Source organism: Bacillus hominis, assembly GCF_018332515.1.
In the GTDB taxonomy this organism is placed as follows: Bacteria; Bacillota; Bacilli; order Bacillales; family Bacillaceae_G; genus Bacillus_A; species Bacillus_A hominis.
Map to the genome: position 1 here is coordinate 39,955 of NZ_BOQD01000002.1, position 17,591 is coordinate 57,545.

Consider the following 17,591-nt stretch of genomic DNA (forward strand, 5'->3'; position numbering starts at 1 on the left):
AAAGGAGTATTTGTTCAATCCTTTTTGAATTTTACAGGATATGAATAATTCAAAGAGAGTATTAAATAATATATAATGTTACTTGTGGAGGTTGTTTGAATGATAATAGATTTTTTAGATAGTATTAATAAAAGTTCTTCCTTAACAACTTCTAGTAGAACGGGAAGTTTAAATAAAGAGATTAATGAGCAATATTTTACTCCAATGCCAATTGCCTCTTTTATGAGTTCCATGTTTACCCCCATAAAAAAGAATGTAATAAATTTTATGGATGCAGGAGCTGGAGTGGTTGTGAGCCGTACAGTCAATAAGCTAAAGAACGGAACAAAGAAAACTATTGAATATTATGCGTGTGGTGCATGGAAGAACCAAGGGACATCAGTTTGCAACTCTAATACAATTCGTGCGGATAAGGCAGAGGTATACATTTTTGAGCGACTACAGCAACTTGCTACAAACGAGCAACTGATTCAGGACATTGTTGACACAGTGAACGGTAAACGATCTAACAACGATGAGCCGATAAAGCGTGAATTTGCAACACTAACCAAAGAACTCGAAAAGCTACAACGCAAGAAAGAAAAGGCCATGGAGATGTTTGAAGATGACCTCATTACAAAAGTAGAGTTACAGCAACGCTTGAATAAAATCAATGAATTAATCGACCAAGTAGAAATTCGCTTGCAACCAATTAAATTACAAATGCAGTCGTTAAAGACGCATACAATTAATGCAGGATTGATTAAAGAGATCATGGCTAATTTTCATAAAGCATTTAAAAGATCAATCACCCAAGAACAGCAGAAGCATTTGGTAACGTTGCTAATAAAGGAAATAACAATTAATGAGGAACGAGAGATTGATAGTATCCAAATTCAATTTAATAATGCGGTACTGAACTACTTTACTGAAAAAGGTGTAGATAAGTCGTCAGATGATGACTTATCTACACCTTTTTGTATTATATTGCAAATATAGGAATTCCTATTTTCAAAACCATTTTAATGAAATATAATTAAATTAGGAACGTATATTCTTCTTCGAGGTGATTATATGAAAGATGCATATGAACTATTTTTAAAGGAATTTAACATTGATCCGAAAGCTTTAATTGAATTTGGCATTAAAGAAACAATCAGTATTTCTGAGAAAGATATTGAAATAGAATGGTTAAACCTGCAAGAACGAATAGATGGAACGAAAAAAGAACCAGTATATGTAAGAGGATCTGGTAGAGATGCGAAGACAACAAATTTATATATGGATTTATATAAAACCTTGTTTCCGAATGGTACTTTTTTGAAAGATAGTACAAATAATGCAGCTCCTAAACGTCTTCTTGAAATTTATACTAACTGTAAACGTGGAAAAGAAGTGCCGAAGAAATATGAGCAAATCCTTAACTATCAAGTTTCACACATCTTTGGTCGAACTAAAAACCCATTTGCATTTAATGCACCATGGAATTTAGTATATTTGCCAAAAGTAGTGGACCCATTTACTGGGCATGAAAGTCATGGAGCTTTAACAATGGCATTTTCAAAACAATTTAAACAACATTTCTATGATAAAGATAAAACTCATATTGAGAAGTTCAATGAAATTATGAGGAAATTAGAACCTGAAATTGTAAGTTATGTAAAAGATGTTGACTCAAAGTTTAGTATAGAATATACAGATACGATGTTGCAAAAGTTTAAAAAGAATGTTTTAGAGGAATTTAAGCCGATTGAAGTTTTATAAGAAACCGCACTTAGGACAGTCATGGTGAACCGTATCATAAATAAATTTTTCATTTGTATATAAAGAGTAAAAAAGACCATTGGACAAAAATTACCGATGGTCTTTTACACATTAATAGGTGATATATAGATTTTCTAAAATAAGTATGTTTCTATTTCTAAAAAAGTGTGATGTAATATGAAGAGGAAAAAAGTATAAGTAGTCATAGAAGTGAGGAATTAAAGGTGAAGAAGTTTAAAAAGTTTTACTTGGAGATTACGAGTGTATGTAATCTTGCGTGCAGCTTTTGTCCGCCGACGGAAAGGCAGAAGCAATTCATTTCTGTGGAGGATTTTGCGAAAAGATTAGACCAAATTAAACCTCACACAGACTACATTTATTTGCACGTGAAGGGTGAGCCATTGCTCCATCCGAAAATAGATCAACTGTTAGATTTAAGCCATGAAAAAGGGTTTAAAGTTAATATTACAACGAACGGAACGTTAATTAATAAAAGAAGGCATAGACTGTTAAATAAGCCTGCATTAAGACAAATGAATTTTTCACTTCACAGTTTTGATGGACACCCAGGATCGCAAGATAAAGAGGGCTATGTAAGAAGTATACTTTCTTTCATTAGAGAGGCAACAAGTGAATCTGATTTAATTGTTTCGCTACGATTATGGAATTTAACTCAGGATAATAAAACAAATGCTGAAATCCAGAAAAATAGAGATTTATTATCCATCATTGAAAATGAGTTTGGTCTATCTTATCAAATCGAAGAGAAGCTTACACCAGGAAAAGGTATAAAAATTGCGGAACGTGTATTTATTAATCAAGATTATGAATTCCAGTGGCCGGCATTACATGAAGAAGAGGATGATGGAAAAGGTTTCTGTCATGGACTTCGTAATCAGGCTGGAATCTTAGCGAACGGAACTGTTATTCCTTGCTGTTTAGATGGTGAGGGAATTATTAATCTTGGGAATATTAATAATGACTCATTTTCTAACATTATAGAAGGTGAGAGAGCAACAAACATTGTCGATGGATTTTCGAAAAGAGTTGCAGTCGAAGAGCTATGCAGAAAATGTGGATACCGTAAAAGATTTGGAAAGTAAATATGAAATAAGCCCTCATAAAGCGAGGGCTTATTTTTTATTTTTGATAAGAACGCTCTAATTCATCAATTAAGGAACCGACGTAAGAAACAGCTTTACGGATTGCATCTGGTTTTGACATGTCTACTCCAGCGTGTTTCATTAATTCAAGTGGTTTCATTGTACCGCCTGCACGGAGTACATCAAGCCAGCGATCAACAGCAGGTTGTCCCTCTTCTTTAATCATTTGAGCTACAGTAGTAGATGCAGTTAAGCCCGCAGAATATGTGTAAGAATATAAGCCCATATAATAGTGAGGTTGACGCATCCATGTTAAACCGGCGCCTTCATCAATTTCTACAGAATCTCCCCAGAATGTCGAAAGGACCTTCGTTTTTATTTCAGTTAAAGTTGTAGCTGTGAGTGCTTGCCCTTCTTCTGCTAGGGTATATACTCTTCTTTGATATTCTCCCTCAAGTAGATGGGTAACGAAGTTGTGGTAATATGTGCCGAGTAGTTGCAGAATAACCCATCTGCGCATTCTCTTATCGTTAGTAGTCGCTAGTAAATGTTGAGCTAATAGTAATTCATTCATCGTTGATGGTGCTTCAACAAAGTACATAGATGGACGTACATTCATAATGCGCTGATTTTTATTGGCTAAATAAAAATGACCAGCATGTCCAAATTCATGAGCTAATGTGAAACATCCACGCATCGTATTTTGCCATGTAATTAAAATGTAAGGATGGGAACCATATGGGCTAGAGCAGAAAGCACCTGTTGATTTCCCAATATTATCTGCAAGGTCTACCCATCTTTCCTTAAATCCTGTTTCGATAATCGTATTATATTCAGGTCCTAATACTTTTAAAGATTCTTGAATTAATTTACCGGCTTCCTCGTATGTGATGGTTGGATTAAATTCAGGATCTAACGGTGCGTGTAAGTCACAGAAAAGCATTTGATCAAGCCCTAATACTTTCTTTTTTAAATCTGCAAAACGGCGCATATGAGGCGCTAATTCGTTATAAATAATATCTAGTTGGTTGTTATACATTTCAATTGGAACTTTTTGAGGTTCTAAAAGCATATGAGTAACGGACTCGTACTTGCGTAAACGAGAAAGCGTCACTTGTTTTTTTACTTCAGTAGCATATGTTGTTGCAACTGTATTTTTATATCGTTTCAATGTGGAAACAAATGATGAATATGCTTTTCTACGTATATATGCGCTTGGAGAAAATTCGTATTTACTTTCAAATAATGCAAATGATACAGGCAAATCATTTCCCTGTTCATCTTGTATAGGAGGGAAATCCATATCGGCTAATTTAGTCATGCCGTAAATTTTATAGGGAGAACTATGAACTTCACCTAGTGTAGCAAGTGCTTCTTCTGTTTCAGGTGAAAGTGTATGCTGCCTTTTGCTCAGCACTTCTAGTAACGATTTACGGAAAGGCTCGAGTGTTACTTCCTCATTTAAATACTTTTCAATCAATCCCTCTTCAAATGAGAGAATTTCATTATGAATAAAGGCTAGTGCTGTATGTACTTTCGTTCCTAGCGCAGAAATTTTGGAAGAGTTTGCTTGAATAGTTGGGTTTGTCCGATCAGCAGATTCTTTTAAATTTGCATATGAGATCAGTTTTGTTAACTTCATTAAAAGCTCTTCCTCTAAAAGTAGGCAATTTAATAAAGTAGTGGAATTAGTATGTAAGTGTCCTTTAAATGAATCGAGTTTTTGTATATCATTTTCTAATATGCTTAATGCAGTATGCCACTCATCATCGGACTTGTACAAATCGGAAAGATCCCATGTTAGTTCGGTAGGAATTTCTGCACGAATAAGGCGTTTTTCGATTACATGTTTCATTTATTATAGCCCCCTTATTTTAACTATCTAAAAATATGATACTAGAAAATTCAGTTAAATGAAAATATTTAACATTTTTATACATAAAAAAAGAAGGACAAGCATATAAAATACTTGTCCTTCGAGTTGAATTTGAAAATTAATATACTTTGTCACCATTGAAAATAGAGTTTTTCACGACAACATAATCTACAGTACGAATAGCGTCTAATTTTGTTCCGCCAGCGTAAGAGATAGAAGATTGAAGATCTTGTTCCATTTCGACTAAAGTGTCTTCTAAAGAACCTTTATGCTCAACGAACATTTTCTTACCTTCAACGTTTTTCTTCTCACCTTTTTGGAATTCAGAAGCTGAGCCGAAGTACTCTTTATAAAGTTTGCCATCTTTTTCGATTGTTTCCCCTGGAGACTCTTCATGACCAGCGAATAGAGAACCGACCATAACCATAGTTGCTCCAAATCGAATTGATTTAGCTACATCACCATGCGTACGAATACCACCGTCAGCGATAATTGGCTTACTTGCAGCTTTTGCACACCAGCGAAGTGCAGCTAACTGCCAACCACCAGTTCCAAAGCCTGTTTTAATTTTAGTAATACAAACTTTACCAGGTCCAATACCAACTTTTGTTGCATCAGCACCAGCGTTTTCTAATTCTCTTACCGCTTCTGGAGTTCCAACGTTTCCAGCGATAACGAAGCTTTCTGGTAAATGTTTTTTAATATGTTGAATCATGTTGATCACAGCATTAGAGTGACCATGTGCGATATCGATTGTAATGTATTCAGGTGAAAGTTGCTCAGCAGCTAATTGTTGCACGAATTCGTACTCGTCTTCTTTAACACCAACGCTGATTGAAGCAATTAATCCACGTGATTGCATATCTCTAATGAATGAGATTCGTTTCTCTGGTTGGAAACGATGCATGATATAGAAGTAATTATTTTCAGCTAAATAAGTTGCGATTCTTTCATCTATAATCGTTTGCATATTTGCAGGTACGACAGGTAATTTAAATTTATGTTTTCCTAAAGTGACAGTTGTATCACACTCTGATCGGCTATTTACAATACATTTTGCAGGAATTAATTGAATGTCTTCATAGTCAAATACGTTTTCCATCATTTACACCCCTAAAATACGAATATTTTATTTTTATTGATTAAAAATGTTCGTCCATAGGATAATTTACATCATTTTTATGAAGAAGTCAAAGATTTTCTTAACGTTTTTTTTGAAAGAAGCCAATATCTTTTAAAAATAACGTTAAAAACGAATTTAAATAGTTTTTATATGCATAATGTTCGTTTATAAAAAAAGTAAGGAAAGTTGCGATAATTGCATAAAATTGTATGTGTGCTTTTTATTTTGGGTGAAGGGGCTGGGGAAATACTATGAAAAAGTTAATACTAACAATAGGAATAACTTTGTTGGTTGTTGCTGGATGCAGCAATAATGATGCATTTGATAAGGCGAAGAAGCAAGGAGATTTAGCACTGGAAAATAAAGAATACGATAGAGCAGTCGCATCTTTTGAATTAGCATTAAAAGAAAATAAGGATGACCGAGAAGTAAGGCTGAAGATGAATCAAACGAATAAAATGATTGAAGTATTGCAGGAAAGTAATATAGACCGGGCAATTTCGTTATTGAGAGAAATTGAAAATGATTCTGCTAGTTCAGTTATATTGGCCAAACAAGCAAAAGAAAAACGAGAAGTTTTAGCTAATCAAAAAGATGAGGAAGAAAAATATAAGCAAATGCTTGCTCAAGTAGAGGAGTTGAAAAACCAACAGAAGTTTGTGGATGTAAAAGAGCAACTGAACGTAATTATTAGGGAAACGAAAGGGAAAGAACAGTTTAAAGTATATTATCAAAATGCGAATGAACAAATTACACAGATTGTGCCGAGGGCAATAGATGTAGATAAAAGAAAAGATGAGAATCTTAAGGAAGAAAAAGTAAAAGAAGAAAATAAAAATGAAGAGAAGCCGAAAGTAGAAGAGCCTAAGAAAGAAAGTGCTATTACCGGTCAGAAGGTAGAGTATATTACTAAATTAAATAGTATTGAGGAGAGTTTGAAGAAACTCGATTACTTATATGAGAAAGGAATTACAACTGAAATGAAAGAGGGTGAGAGCAAAAGATACGAGGCATGGGATAACGCATTAAATGAGATTTATGGTGTTTTAAAAATGCAACTTCCTACAAAGGAAATGAACACTTTGAGAGAGAAACAGCGTGAATGGATTACGTATCGAGATCAAAAGGCGGAGGAAGCTTGGAATGAATCCGGACAGGGGACATTGTCAGGTTTAGCAAGTATTTCATCGAATGTAAATAGTACGAAGGAAAGGTGCTATCAGTTAGTTGAACAGTATATGAAGTGATAGAGGTTTATTTTTATAATGGAATAATTTTTTGAAATAGAAAATTTCTATATAAAAAGGTGGATCACGAATGATTCGCCTTTTTATGTGAGCTTTCAAGTATAATGAATAAGGTGATAATAACGTATATGATGATTCATTGATAGGAAAAGCGAAAAAAGAAAATAATATAGAATAAAAAGAGGTTAATATATGAGTAAAAAAAGTTTTTCTGATTATGCATTAAGTAAAGAAATTGTAAGAGCACTTACTGGTTTAGGATACGAACATCCAACGGAAGTGCAAGGAGAGGTTATTCCAGTTGCCTTACAAAAGAAAGACCTTGTCGTGAAATCGCAGACTGGAAGTGGAAAAACCGCTTCATTTGGCATACCACTTTGTGAAATGGTGGAGTGGGAAGAGAATAAGCCCCAAGCTTTAGTTTTAACACCGACGAGAGAGCTTGCGGTGCAAGTAAAAGAAGATATTACGAATATAGGCCGCTTCAAAAGGATTAAGGCTGCTGCAGTTTATGGTAAATCTCCATTTGCACGTCAAAAATTAGAGTTAAAGCAAAAAACACATATTGTAGTTGGGACTCCTGGCCGTGTGTTAGATCATATTGAAAAAGGTACTCTTTCTTTAGCGTGTTTGAAGTATTTAGTTATTGATGAAGCAGACGAAATGCTGAATATGGGCTTTATCGATCAAGTAGAGGCAATTATTGACGAGTTACCTAAAAAACGAATGACAATGTTATTTTCGGCAACACTTCCAGAAGATGTTGAAAAGTTATCTCGTAAGTATATGGATTCGCCAACGCATATTGAAATTAAGGCTGCCGGGATTACAACAGATAAAATTGAACATACACTTTTTGAGACGAGAGAAGAGGAGAAGCTTTCACTTCTTAAAGATGTAACAACGATTGAGAATCCAGATAGTTGTATTATTTTTTGCCGTACACAAGAAAATGTAGATCACGTATTTAAACAGTTAGATCGAGTTAACTATCCTTGTGACAAAATACATGGTGGTATGGTACAAGAAGATCGTTTTGAAGTTATGGACGATTTTAGAAAAGGAAAGTTCCGTTATTTAGTAGCGACAGACGTAGCAGCTAGAGGAATTGATATTGATAATATTACACATGTTATTAACTATGATATTCCATTAGAAAAAGAAAGTTATGTACATCGTACGGGAAGAACGGGACGAGCTGGTAATAAAGGAAAAGCTATTACATTTATAACGCCGTATGAAAATAGATTTTTAGAAGAGATTGAGGAGTACATCGGCTTTGAAATTCCAAAGGCACTTGCACCTTCAAAAGAAGAAGTTATGAAAGGGAAAGCGGTATTTGAGGAAAAGATACATGCTAAACCAATTATAAAGAAAGATAAAAATGCGGACCTAAACAAAGGAATTATGAAATTGTACTTTAATGGCGGGAAGAAAAAGAAAATTAGGGCGGTAGATTTCGTCGGTACAATTGCTAAAATTAAAGGTGTGACAGCAGAAGATATAGGCATTATTACAATACAAGACAATGTTTCTTACGTTGAAATATTAAATGGAAAAGGACCACTTGTTTTAAAAATCATGAAAAATACAACGATTAAAGGGAAACAATTAAAGGTTCATGAAGCAATTAAGTAAACAAAAAAACTATCCACTTCAAACAGGTGGATAGTTTTTTGTTTAAGATTCTTTGAGATCATCGACTAGTTTCTCTGCTAAACGTCTATACATATTACTCATAGTCACGAAGGATGTTAGTAATAAAAACTTTTCTAGTGTTGGATCTTCTAAGGAAGAAACCTCGTTTACTTCCGTAACACGGTTATTTACGTCTTGCTTAAAGCTTTCAACATTGGTTTCAGTAAGAGAAAGATAATCTTTATATAGAGTATTTAATTCGAATGTATCATCATTTATTAACGGTGCATTTATATTTTCTAAGGAGCTTTTTATATCATTAATGGAAAGAGCTCCTTTTAATTGATAAATTAAGCTGATTAAAATCATATGCTCTTTTGAATACTTTTTATTTTTGATAGGGATGAATAATTTCCCTTTTGCGTAATTGTTAATCATTGTTTTTGTTAATACTTTTTCATCATCAGTTCTCGTTGTATCCGCATAAGTATTCTCAAATAGTTGGACAACTTGGTCTACATATAAGTCGACATTTGGGATATCCTCAAGTTTAATACTTTTTTCTAAATGTAATGATTCAAGTAATTTATTTATATTTTCCACGTAGAACCCCTCACTTTTATAACTTAGTGGAACTTAATGTTTAGTATATCTTTAAATATGGTATTACGAAACAAATGAAATGTAAATGTTGACCCGCACGAATGATACGTATATAATTACATGTAGTTATTAAAACTACATGTAATTATATGAGGGGTGTTTATATGAATGCTTATGTAAGAGAACCGGTTAATGCATTTACTCACTTAGGAGGAGCTGTATTATCATTTATTGCATTATTAGCTATGATTGTGAAGGTTTCTGTTAAGATGCCATCTGCTGCTGCAATTACAGCTGTTATTTTATTTGGTATCGGGATGATGGTCCTTTATATGGCGTCAGCTGTGTATCATAGTGTTATAGCCAGTGAACGTGTTATTTATTTCTTTAGGAAACTAGATCATTCTATGATTTTTATATTAATTGCAGGTACATATGCACCCTTTTGCTTAATTACATTAAATTCGGCAAATGGTTTACTACTATTTTGTTTAGTTTATGCAACTGCGATTTGTGGTATTGTTTTTAAAATGTTTTGGTTTAATTGTCCAAGATGGTTATCGACAGCAATTTATCTTCTGATGGGTTGGTTAATTGTTCTATTCTTTGCACCGCTAGCTGAGAATTTAAGTACAGGGGGTATTATTTTCTTAGTACTTGGAGGCATTTTTTATACAATTGGTGGGTTTATTTACGGTGCGAAGCCAAAATGGTTGGAGTTTAAATATATGGGACACCATGAAATTTTTCATGTTTTTGTATTGTTAGGTAGTCTTGCGCATTTTCTAAGTGTATATTGTTACGTAATTTGATCAAAAAACGCCACGTGATGTCTGTTATGTGGCGTTTTTTTATTACCTGATTGGAATCGTGTATTGTACAAAATAATTATGGTATAAAATGTAAGTTTCTGTGTTCGCATAATAAACATATGATAAGAAATATGTGATATACTTTGAGAAGTTTATAATGAATGAAATATGGAGGACTATAATTATGGCAATACTTGTAACAGGTGGAGCAGGATATATTGGTAGTCATACATGCGTAGAATTACTAAAAAACGGTTACGAAATTATAGTAGTAGATAATCTTTCGAACAGCTCAGTAGAGTCTATAAATCGAGTGAAAGATATAACAGGAAAACAGTTTAAATTTTATAAAGAAGATATTTTAAATCGAGAAGCACTTGATACGATTTTTGAAGAAAATACAATTGAAGCTGTTATTCACTTTGCAGGCTTTAAGGCTGTAGGGGAATCAGTAGCAATTCCGTTAACGTATTATCATAACAACATTACAAGCACATTAGTGCTATGTGAAGTGATGCAGAAGTATAATGTGAAGAAGATGATCTTCAGTTCATCTGCAACAGTGTATGGTATCCCAGAAACATCACCAATTACGGAGGAGTTTCCATTAAGTGCAACAAATCCATATGGTCAAACAAAATTAATGATTGAACAAATTATGCGTGATGTAGCATTTGCGGATGCAGAATGGAGTATCGCATTACTTCGTTATTTCAACCCATTTGGTGCGCATGAAAGTGGGCGTATTGGAGAAGATCCAAACGGAATTCCAAATAACTTAATGCCATATGTAACACAAGTAGCAGTAGGTAAGTTAAAAGAATTAAGTGTATTTGGAAATGACTATCCAACAAAAGATGGCACGGGTGTCCGTGATTATATTCATGTTGTAGACTTAGCAAATGGACATGTAAAGGCGCTTGAAAAGGTACTTGGCACTACTGGGATAGATGCATACAATCTCGGTACAGGTACTGGTTATAGTGTATTAGAAATGGTTGAAGCATTTGAAAAAGTTTCAGGCAAGGAAGTTCCTTATAAAATTACGGAACGTCGTCCTGGTGATGTTGCAGTATGTTTTGCAGATGCATCGAAAGCAAAGCGCGAATTAGGATGGGAAGCAATACGCGGATTAGAAGAGATGTGTGCAGACTCTTGGAGATGGCAATCAAATAACAAAAATGGCTATCTAGAAGTTTAATATGTAGATAAAAAAATGACCTTTTTGCAGGAGCAAAAGGTCATTTTTATTTATTTATTCCCATTAAGTTTATTAGCTAATTTAGTAAAGAAAGTTCGCTGTTTTATAGGAACGTTTGACTGGCAAAACGTGTAGTAATCAATGTCTTTAATGTAAGTAAAGAGTCTAGAAATAGCATATAAGAATGTAATGGAAGATCCAATTGCAAAACTAATGCCATAACCGTTAAATCCAAATGGAAGTAGAAGAAGACTTAATAACAGGTTTGCAAAAAAGAACAGGGCTGATGTTCGAAATGCACCTTTACGATCTTCAAAATATAAGAGTAGTAAAGTGATAACGAGGACCATCCCGTTTGCATAAGCACCAATTATAGTCAGCTGCAAAATAGAGTATTCAAGTGTCATTTTCCCAGATTGTGAACTAAACATAAATATTATAAAAATAATAAGTAAAGAAAAAATACCTTGATTACGAAGTATTCGTTCCATTTCTTGTTTGAGGACAAAATTCATCGAATCTTTCAATTGTAAAATTGTATTTAATGTCGCCCCATTGTTAACTGAACCGAAGAACTTCTTATACCTTTCATAAAACCTTGTTTCAATGGACACTACGAAGAAAATATAGGTTGGGATAATGCTTAAATAAGCCCAGAAAACAGAGGTATCATACATTTGATGATAAATAAATGTGTTTTCAATATTTCCTCGCCCTTCCCCGAACCAAATAACAAAGTTACATACCCAAATGCCAATATTGTAAAGTAAGCTTGACCAAAATAGTTCTGGATATTTATCTAAATAAGAAAGAAAGGTAAATTGTTCAGTAGCATCACTATTTGGAAACATTCGCACAATAACTATACTTAACCACACTAATGTAATGAAGGTCCCGATTGTAAAAGCAATTAAAAGTAATAGGGCAAATCCATGTTCTAGTCCAAGTGTTGGATGCCAGTAAGCTATAAGCGCAATTCCAGATAAGGAGAAAATTGAACCAATTAAAAATGCAAGAGCGATGGACTGATAATCTTTAGCCGCTGTTAAATAAATGGATTGAATCCAAATGATGTTTAAAGATAAAAATAAAAATAGCATCACGATTTTATAATACAAGGCTAATGGTGTAAAAATTGCAAACAAAAGCCATAAGATAATAGCTAAAAAAAGTGTGATTTTCGTCATTCCTAAAAAGGAGGAAAATACTTTATCAGCTTTTTGCTCGTATAAAAGGTCAGCCACATATCTAGTTACGATGAGCTGCAAGGCACCATATATGATTTGAGAAAAAATAAAGCAATATGAAATTGAAATTGTGAAAAGGCGCTGTTCCTCAATTGAAATAGAATGGAACAAACTTAAAATGTATCGAATAGCTGTTACTGCTAAAATAACGACTAACCACGGACCAGCTGTAACAAATAATGAAAATCCGTACGCTTTTATTCTTGAAGAATAGTAGTCTTCTTGGAATAATTTTTGTAAACGAAATCCTATTCCTGCCATGTTTTTTTACCTCTTTCTAAGTAAAGCTTACGATAACTATCAACGACACCTGATAATTGATAGTGCGCTTCAATACGATTGCGCCCATTATTCCCAAATTGTTGAATGGATTCAGGGTGACGATAATACCACTCTAAATGAATGGCAACTTGCTCAGGGGATACAGGTGGTACAACAAATCCACATTGCCCGTAAGGATCTTCGTCTTGCCCGTAAATTAACTCCCTACAAGAACCGACATCTGTAACAACCCATGGTAATCCTGCTGCCATTCCTTCTAACATAGCTAATGGTTGTCCTTCAGATATACTTGTTAATACGAGAATATCTGTTTGTTTTAAGTAATCTTTAATATTTACTTTGCCGGTCATTATTACATGCTCTTCTAATCCTAATTGTTGAATTAAATCACGGCATTCCTGAGCATATTCTGCTTCTTCCGTATCAGGACCTAGCAAGTAAAATATAAATGGAATATCTTTTTCTAATAATAATTTAGCTGCATAAATCATTGTTTTTACATCTTTAATTGGCACAACTCGTATAATGGCGGAAATGATGAGTTTATCTGAATTGTATTTTGGTTTACGTAACCCTTTATAGTCAGATAAAGTAACGCCATTTGGAACGATTTTTAGTTTATGAGCTGGGGCACCTAATTCTTTTTGATATGCACTATTTCGGCCGAACAACGTAATTACGTCAGCGGCTTGTTCATATGCTTGATGAGACAAGTGATGAAAGAAAGAAACCCATCTTTTTTTGTATTCAATTGGTATCCAAGTAGATTGTAGTATTTCTTCTTCACGCTCTCGGGAGTAAATACCGTGCTCGGTTAGAATAAATGGTATATCGGACTTGGCACTAATTGCAGCACCAAGTAATCCACCATATCCTGTCGATACAGAATGAATAAGATCTAATTCAGGAAAATCAATTTGTAAAATTTGAATGATTGGTGTAAACATAGATCTCCACATCCAAAGGTAATTTAAGAAGGATCCACTACTTTCTTCATATGAATAGCTTTCTTTAACAATTGCATAAAACTCACGGCTTTCGAAGAAGGAATGGAGCGTTCCTAGCTTTTGTTTATTCCCTAATATTTGTAATGCTGTTGTATCGTTGGCTTGAAATGTAAACCACTTTTGAAGTGTCTGTACTTCTTGTTCAGTTAAATTAGTTTTTATATGTTTTGGTTCATTTTCTGATTGCAAAGGAATCAGAATGATATCTTTTACGTTGCTTGGAATTTCATATTGATATTCATCTTCTGTTTTTACTTGAGGGACTATCGCAAAAATCGTAAATTCATGTTCTTTAAACTGCTGGATAATCATTTGAACCCAGCTTGCTACCCCTCCACTTACAAAGGGGTAGCTGCCTTCAACGACCAAACCTATTCTCATCTGTTATTCTCCTTTAATTGGAATTGTAGCGCTGGCTTTCGTTAACGTAACGCTATAAATTTGGGAATCAAGCTTTTTAACTGTACCGTAAGAGAATGAGCCAGGTTGTATCTTCTTACCTTCTTCTACACGTATAATTGTTGAAGTATGGTTTGGTAACCCTTTATATGCAATGTGAACAGCATCATCTTCATAAGAAACATCTAGGTCACCAGTTTGATAAATTTTCATAGAAGCAGTTGCTTCACTTTGGGTCATACTTTTTATATAAGGATATCTTTCTCGTATTTCTTTAATTGTCGTTTTATAAGCTTTAAATAATTCTTCCCATGTTAAGTTACCCGAGCGTTTTTCATCAAGGATATCATCAGGATGGACGAAATGTGAGATAACCCCTAAATTTGCGGTAACATCAGCTAAGATAAATTGCTCCTCATCTGTGATAGCATATCCACTAGTAATGCGCGGGAAGTGATAAATATTTTTGTTATGTTCATCTGGTCCAAATTCTTGAATTAAACTGCCGTTACTTGTACTTCCCACATATAGAGAGGAAACCGTTTCTAGAGTTGGTACAGCGTCGTTTAATGCACTTAATCCAGTTGCATTTATAATATTGGATGGTGGTACATAGGTTTTTAATTTTTCATTTGGAAAGAAGTTATACACGAGTTTTTGTAAAGCATCTAAAGAGCTCTCCATATCCTTTTTTGAATTCCAAGGAACATATTCAAGTGATTTATCTACCGGATCCGGTGGTAATAATAAAGGTTGATGGTTATAGCCGTGGATTCCAATTTCTCCACCATGAGCTAATAATTCTCTACCAAATAATAAATAGGTATTTCTATTTTTATCTGTGAAATCTTCAAAAGGTGGCGTCACTTTATCCTGATATGTCCCAATCGCAACACCTGTATATTTAATACCAAGTTCTTCAGAGATATCCTTCATATTTTTCCACCAATGTTTTTTATAAAATTCTTCAACAGAAATTTTTTCTGTCGTTAAGTTTTTTAGTTCTCCACTTGGAACCGGAGATGGGAAGTCATCGATATACATAATCTCTGCTCCAAGCTGTGCTGTAGCGAAAGCCGGGAAAATAGAACCCAGTGATTGAACGAACATACCTCTACCTAATTTAGCGTTCAATGCTGTTGTATTCCAATATAAGACTTTTCCTTCACCGTAGTCATTGGTCCAGAGGATGGGAGTATCTTCTGCTGTAATCCAAGGAGTAGCTGTATTCTCATCTAGCGTAATATTCATTGAGCTATGAGTAAACAATGTAGAAGAACTTGGGAGATCTGGATAACCAGGGAATAAAACCTTTTCAAAGGTTAATCCTTCCGCATCTTTGAAGCCTTCCTTTTTTGTAATACCAAATAGTGCGTTCCAGGAAGGATCTGAATCAAGTCGGTTTGCGATAATAATCCTTCCGCCCATTTGTACAAAATTTTGAATATCAGCTTGTGGAAGTTGCTCCATTATTTCACCTGTAATAATAATCCCTGTGTAGGGAGAGGGAGTAAGTCCCTTAATTTCATTAGCTGTAATATCTTTATAGTGTAGGTGTGCGTAATCCATTGCCTTCTTCGTATTAAATTCGACTTGTTGTCCTAATGTATTATCCGTTTTTAAAACGTATAATTGTATTTTCTGTCCATTTTGAGTTACATCGTTTGCTTTGAGTGTTTTAACAGTATCTGTTTCTGTAGTTTTAGGAACAGAAAATTTTTGATAAAAATTTTCTGTTCGATATATAAGGATGGATAAAATTAAGAGAAATAAAATGATACTAATAATCCCGATATATATATTAATCCCCTTTTTCAATGTGTGCGCCTCCAAACTGCCTTACAAATAATTGATATTTACGCGGTAGTATATGAATTCTTTTTGCATCTGTTAGATTATTGATTAAGTTATAGAGCTTGTCCCATAACTTTTGGTCATAATATATTTCAAGTAATCCAACATAACCGTAATATGATTCAGGATAGAAATGAATAAGATTTAAAAATTGTTCTTCAGACTTTGCGTATTGTTTTGTGTGTAGAAACAGATTTCCAAGTTGGAAAGGGTAAAGAGATTCGTTAGGGAATAGTTCTACACTTTGTGTAATAAAATTCATAAACTCATCGATTATTTTTTCTTTTTGTTGATTAGAAAGAAGACCACTGTCTATATATCTTAAATAGTTAGAAAACAATTCTTTTGCAATTTCATTTTGTGGACTTTGTAGGAATTGCCTATTTAAGTATTCAATCTGTTTTTCGTACCGTTCATTTAGTAAATTGATAGTAGTTGCTGCGTAATGTACAGTTTCAGGATCTTTATGGTGAATTGCTTCTTTCAATAAGCCTCCTTCATTAGAAATAGAGGAGGAGCTTAACTGTACAATGAGTTGTTTATGTAATTCAGGCTTATCTAGTTCTAATCCAGAAGAAAATGAAATTAAGTCCATATCTTGTTTAGCTGATTCCAAAATATCTTCGTAATTATCAACGTGAAATGAAACATAATCAGAGTATTGCTGTAACCACTCGGTTTTGGATCTTCGTATATTAAGTAATAACATGATTACTGACACAATAAGTCCGATAAGCGGGAAAAGAAGAGAGATAATCAAGCAAAATTCAATAATTCCTTTTTTATCTTCAGCAATTAAACTTTTCGTAAATCGAAATAAAAGAAAAACTAAAATAGCGTAAATAAAATAAAGAAGGAGTAAAATCATTAGAATATCACTCCTTTAGAAGAAAGAGCATTTTGTATACGAGTTTGAACTTGTAGTAAAAACTTTTCTTCAGTGCCAGGTAATAAAATCATAATTTTTTGCTCGGTCGTACTATAACCGAATATATCAATATCCCGCAAATGATCTTTTAAAATAGAATTTATCATTTCTAAAGAATCTTGTGGAGCATTGAACTCAAAATAGGAATATGGATAAGATAATGTTTCGTACCGTTTCTTTTCTATTTTTAGTAAATGTTCAAATTCATCTTCATAATAAATGCTTGTTTTAGGGAATGTACGATCCTCTTGACTTGATAGCCAAAGATTAGAAGCGTTTTGTAAACGATCACCCATCCAGCGTAAATACCATGTGAAAAGTTCGAATTGCTCAGAAGTTACTTTCGAAAACTCGATTTCGTCTAATATAATGACGTATTGTACATCCTCTTGGAATAGGACGGGACCAACTAAAAGTGGAGCATCTTGAAAATCCTCATCTGTACGGAAAAAAGGCCGATTATGCGCTAGGGCATTTTTGATGACCAACGAAGCGTTTTGAACAAAAATAGATTGAGATAATGTATTT

General features: G+C 33.9%; 14 protein-coding genes and 1 pseudogene. 7 read left to right on the forward strand and 8 right to left on the reverse strand.

The genetic code is table 11. The features are described from left to right. Positions 1-99: 99 nt before the first annotated feature. The 3 genes from KI356_RS00460 to KI356_RS00470 all read left to right on the forward strand — a co-directional run bounded on the left by KI356_RS00460 (position 100) and on the right by KI356_RS00470 (position 2,846). Positions 100-978 (forward strand): hypothetical protein, encoded by an 879-nt coding sequence (locus KI356_RS00460; protein ID WP_212934551.1) that lies wholly within the window; start codon positions 100-102, stop codon positions 976-978. 75 nt (positions 979-1,053) lie between these two features. Further along, positions 1,054-1,743, forward strand: a complete 690-nt coding sequence (locus tag KI356_RS00465; protein WP_212934552.1) for a PM1201 family protein — start codon at positions 1,054-1,056, stop codon at positions 1,741-1,743. Positions 1,744-1,967: 224 nt separating this feature from the next. Further along, complete coding sequence (locus KI356_RS00470) at positions 1,968-2,846, forward strand: radical SAM/SPASM domain-containing protein (protein WP_212934553.1); 879 nt, start codon at positions 1,968-1,970, stop codon at positions 2,844-2,846. Positions 2,847-2,883: 37 nt separating this feature from the next. Here KI356_RS00470 and pepF read toward each other — a convergent pair whose 3' ends face one another. Together pepF and guaC are read right to left on the reverse strand one after the other, a co-directional pair. Next, the gene (gene pepF, locus KI356_RS00475; RefSeq protein ID WP_212934554.1) at positions 2,884-4,701 is read right to left on the reverse strand and encodes an oligoendopeptidase F; all 1,818 of its coding nucleotides are present in this window, start codon (positions 4,699-4,701) and stop codon (positions 2,884-2,886) included. Positions 4,702-4,840: 139 nt separating this feature from the next. Further along, entirely contained in the window at positions 4,841-5,824 is a 984-nt protein-coding gene (gene guaC / locus KI356_RS00480) for a GMP reductase (RefSeq protein ID WP_033712398.1), read from the reverse strand. Between the two features lie 272 nt (positions 5,825-6,096). Between guaC and KI356_RS00485 the strand changes: the two genes are divergently transcribed. Both KI356_RS00485 and KI356_RS00490 read left to right on the forward strand, forming a co-directional pair. After that, positions 6,097-7,092, forward strand: coding sequence for a lysozyme inhibitor LprI family protein (locus tag KI356_RS00485; RefSeq protein WP_212934555.1), 996 nt, complete (start codon positions 6,097-6,099; stop codon positions 7,090-7,092). 192 nt (positions 7,093-7,284) lie between these two features. Beyond that, positions 7,285-8,730, forward strand: coding sequence for a DEAD/DEAH box helicase (locus KI356_RS00490; protein WP_128283072.1), 1,446 nt, complete (start codon positions 7,285-7,287; stop codon positions 8,728-8,730). Between the two features lie 42 nt (positions 8,731-8,772). Here KI356_RS00490 and KI356_RS00495 read toward each other — a convergent pair whose 3' ends face one another. Next, positions 8,773-9,333 (reverse strand): DUF1836 domain-containing protein, encoded by a 561-nt coding sequence (locus tag KI356_RS00495; protein ID WP_002123597.1) that lies wholly within the window; start codon positions 9,331-9,333, stop codon positions 8,773-8,775. A 164-nt stretch (positions 9,334-9,497) separates the two neighbouring features. Here KI356_RS00495 and trhA point away from each other — a divergent pair, with 164 nt between their 5' ends. Next, positions 9,498-10,145: a PAQR family membrane homeostasis protein TrhA gene (gene trhA, locus KI356_RS00500; RefSeq protein ID WP_212934556.1), complete on the forward strand. Its 648-nt coding sequence runs from the start codon at positions 9,498-9,500 to the stop codon at positions 10,143-10,145. Between the two features lie 184 nt (positions 10,146-10,329). Beyond that, positions 10,330-11,346 (forward strand): UDP-glucose 4-epimerase GalE, encoded by a 1,017-nt coding sequence (galE, locus tag KI356_RS00505; protein WP_212934557.1) that lies wholly within the window; start codon positions 10,330-10,332, stop codon positions 11,344-11,346. Positions 11,347-11,396: 50 nt separating this feature from the next. On the opposite strand, the gene pelG is transcribed toward galE, so the two are convergent. The 5 genes and pseudogenes from pelG to KI356_RS00530 form a co-directional block, all read right to left on the reverse strand. After that, on the reverse strand, positions 11,397-12,854 hold the full coding sequence (pelG, locus tag KI356_RS00510; RefSeq protein WP_128283070.1) for an exopolysaccharide Pel transporter PelG: 1,458 nt from the start codon (positions 12,852-12,854) through the stop codon (positions 11,397-11,399). Continuing rightward, a complete protein-coding gene (pelF, locus tag KI356_RS00515) occupies positions 12,842-14,263 on the reverse strand; it encodes a GT4 family glycosyltransferase PelF (protein WP_212934558.1) in 1,422 nt (473 codons plus the stop codon). Before pelF ends, pelG begins: the two co-directional genes overlap by 13 nt. 3 nt (positions 14,264-14,266) lie before the next feature. Beyond that, positions 14,267-16,099, reverse strand: a complete 1,833-nt coding sequence (locus tag KI356_RS00520) for a DUF2194 domain-containing protein (protein ID WP_212934559.1) — start codon at positions 16,097-16,099, stop codon at positions 14,267-14,269. Further along, positions 16,083-17,003, reverse strand: a complete 921-nt coding sequence (locus KI356_RS00525) for a tetratricopeptide repeat protein (RefSeq protein WP_212934560.1) — start codon at positions 17,001-17,003, stop codon at positions 16,083-16,085. Before KI356_RS00525 ends, KI356_RS00520 begins: the two co-directional genes overlap by 17 nt. Continuing rightward, positions 17,003-17,591: pseudogene (locus KI356_RS00530) on the reverse strand (nucleoside-diphosphate sugar epimerase); the annotation flags it as partial. The gene KI356_RS00525 and the pseudogene KI356_RS00530, both read right to left, overlap by 1 nt.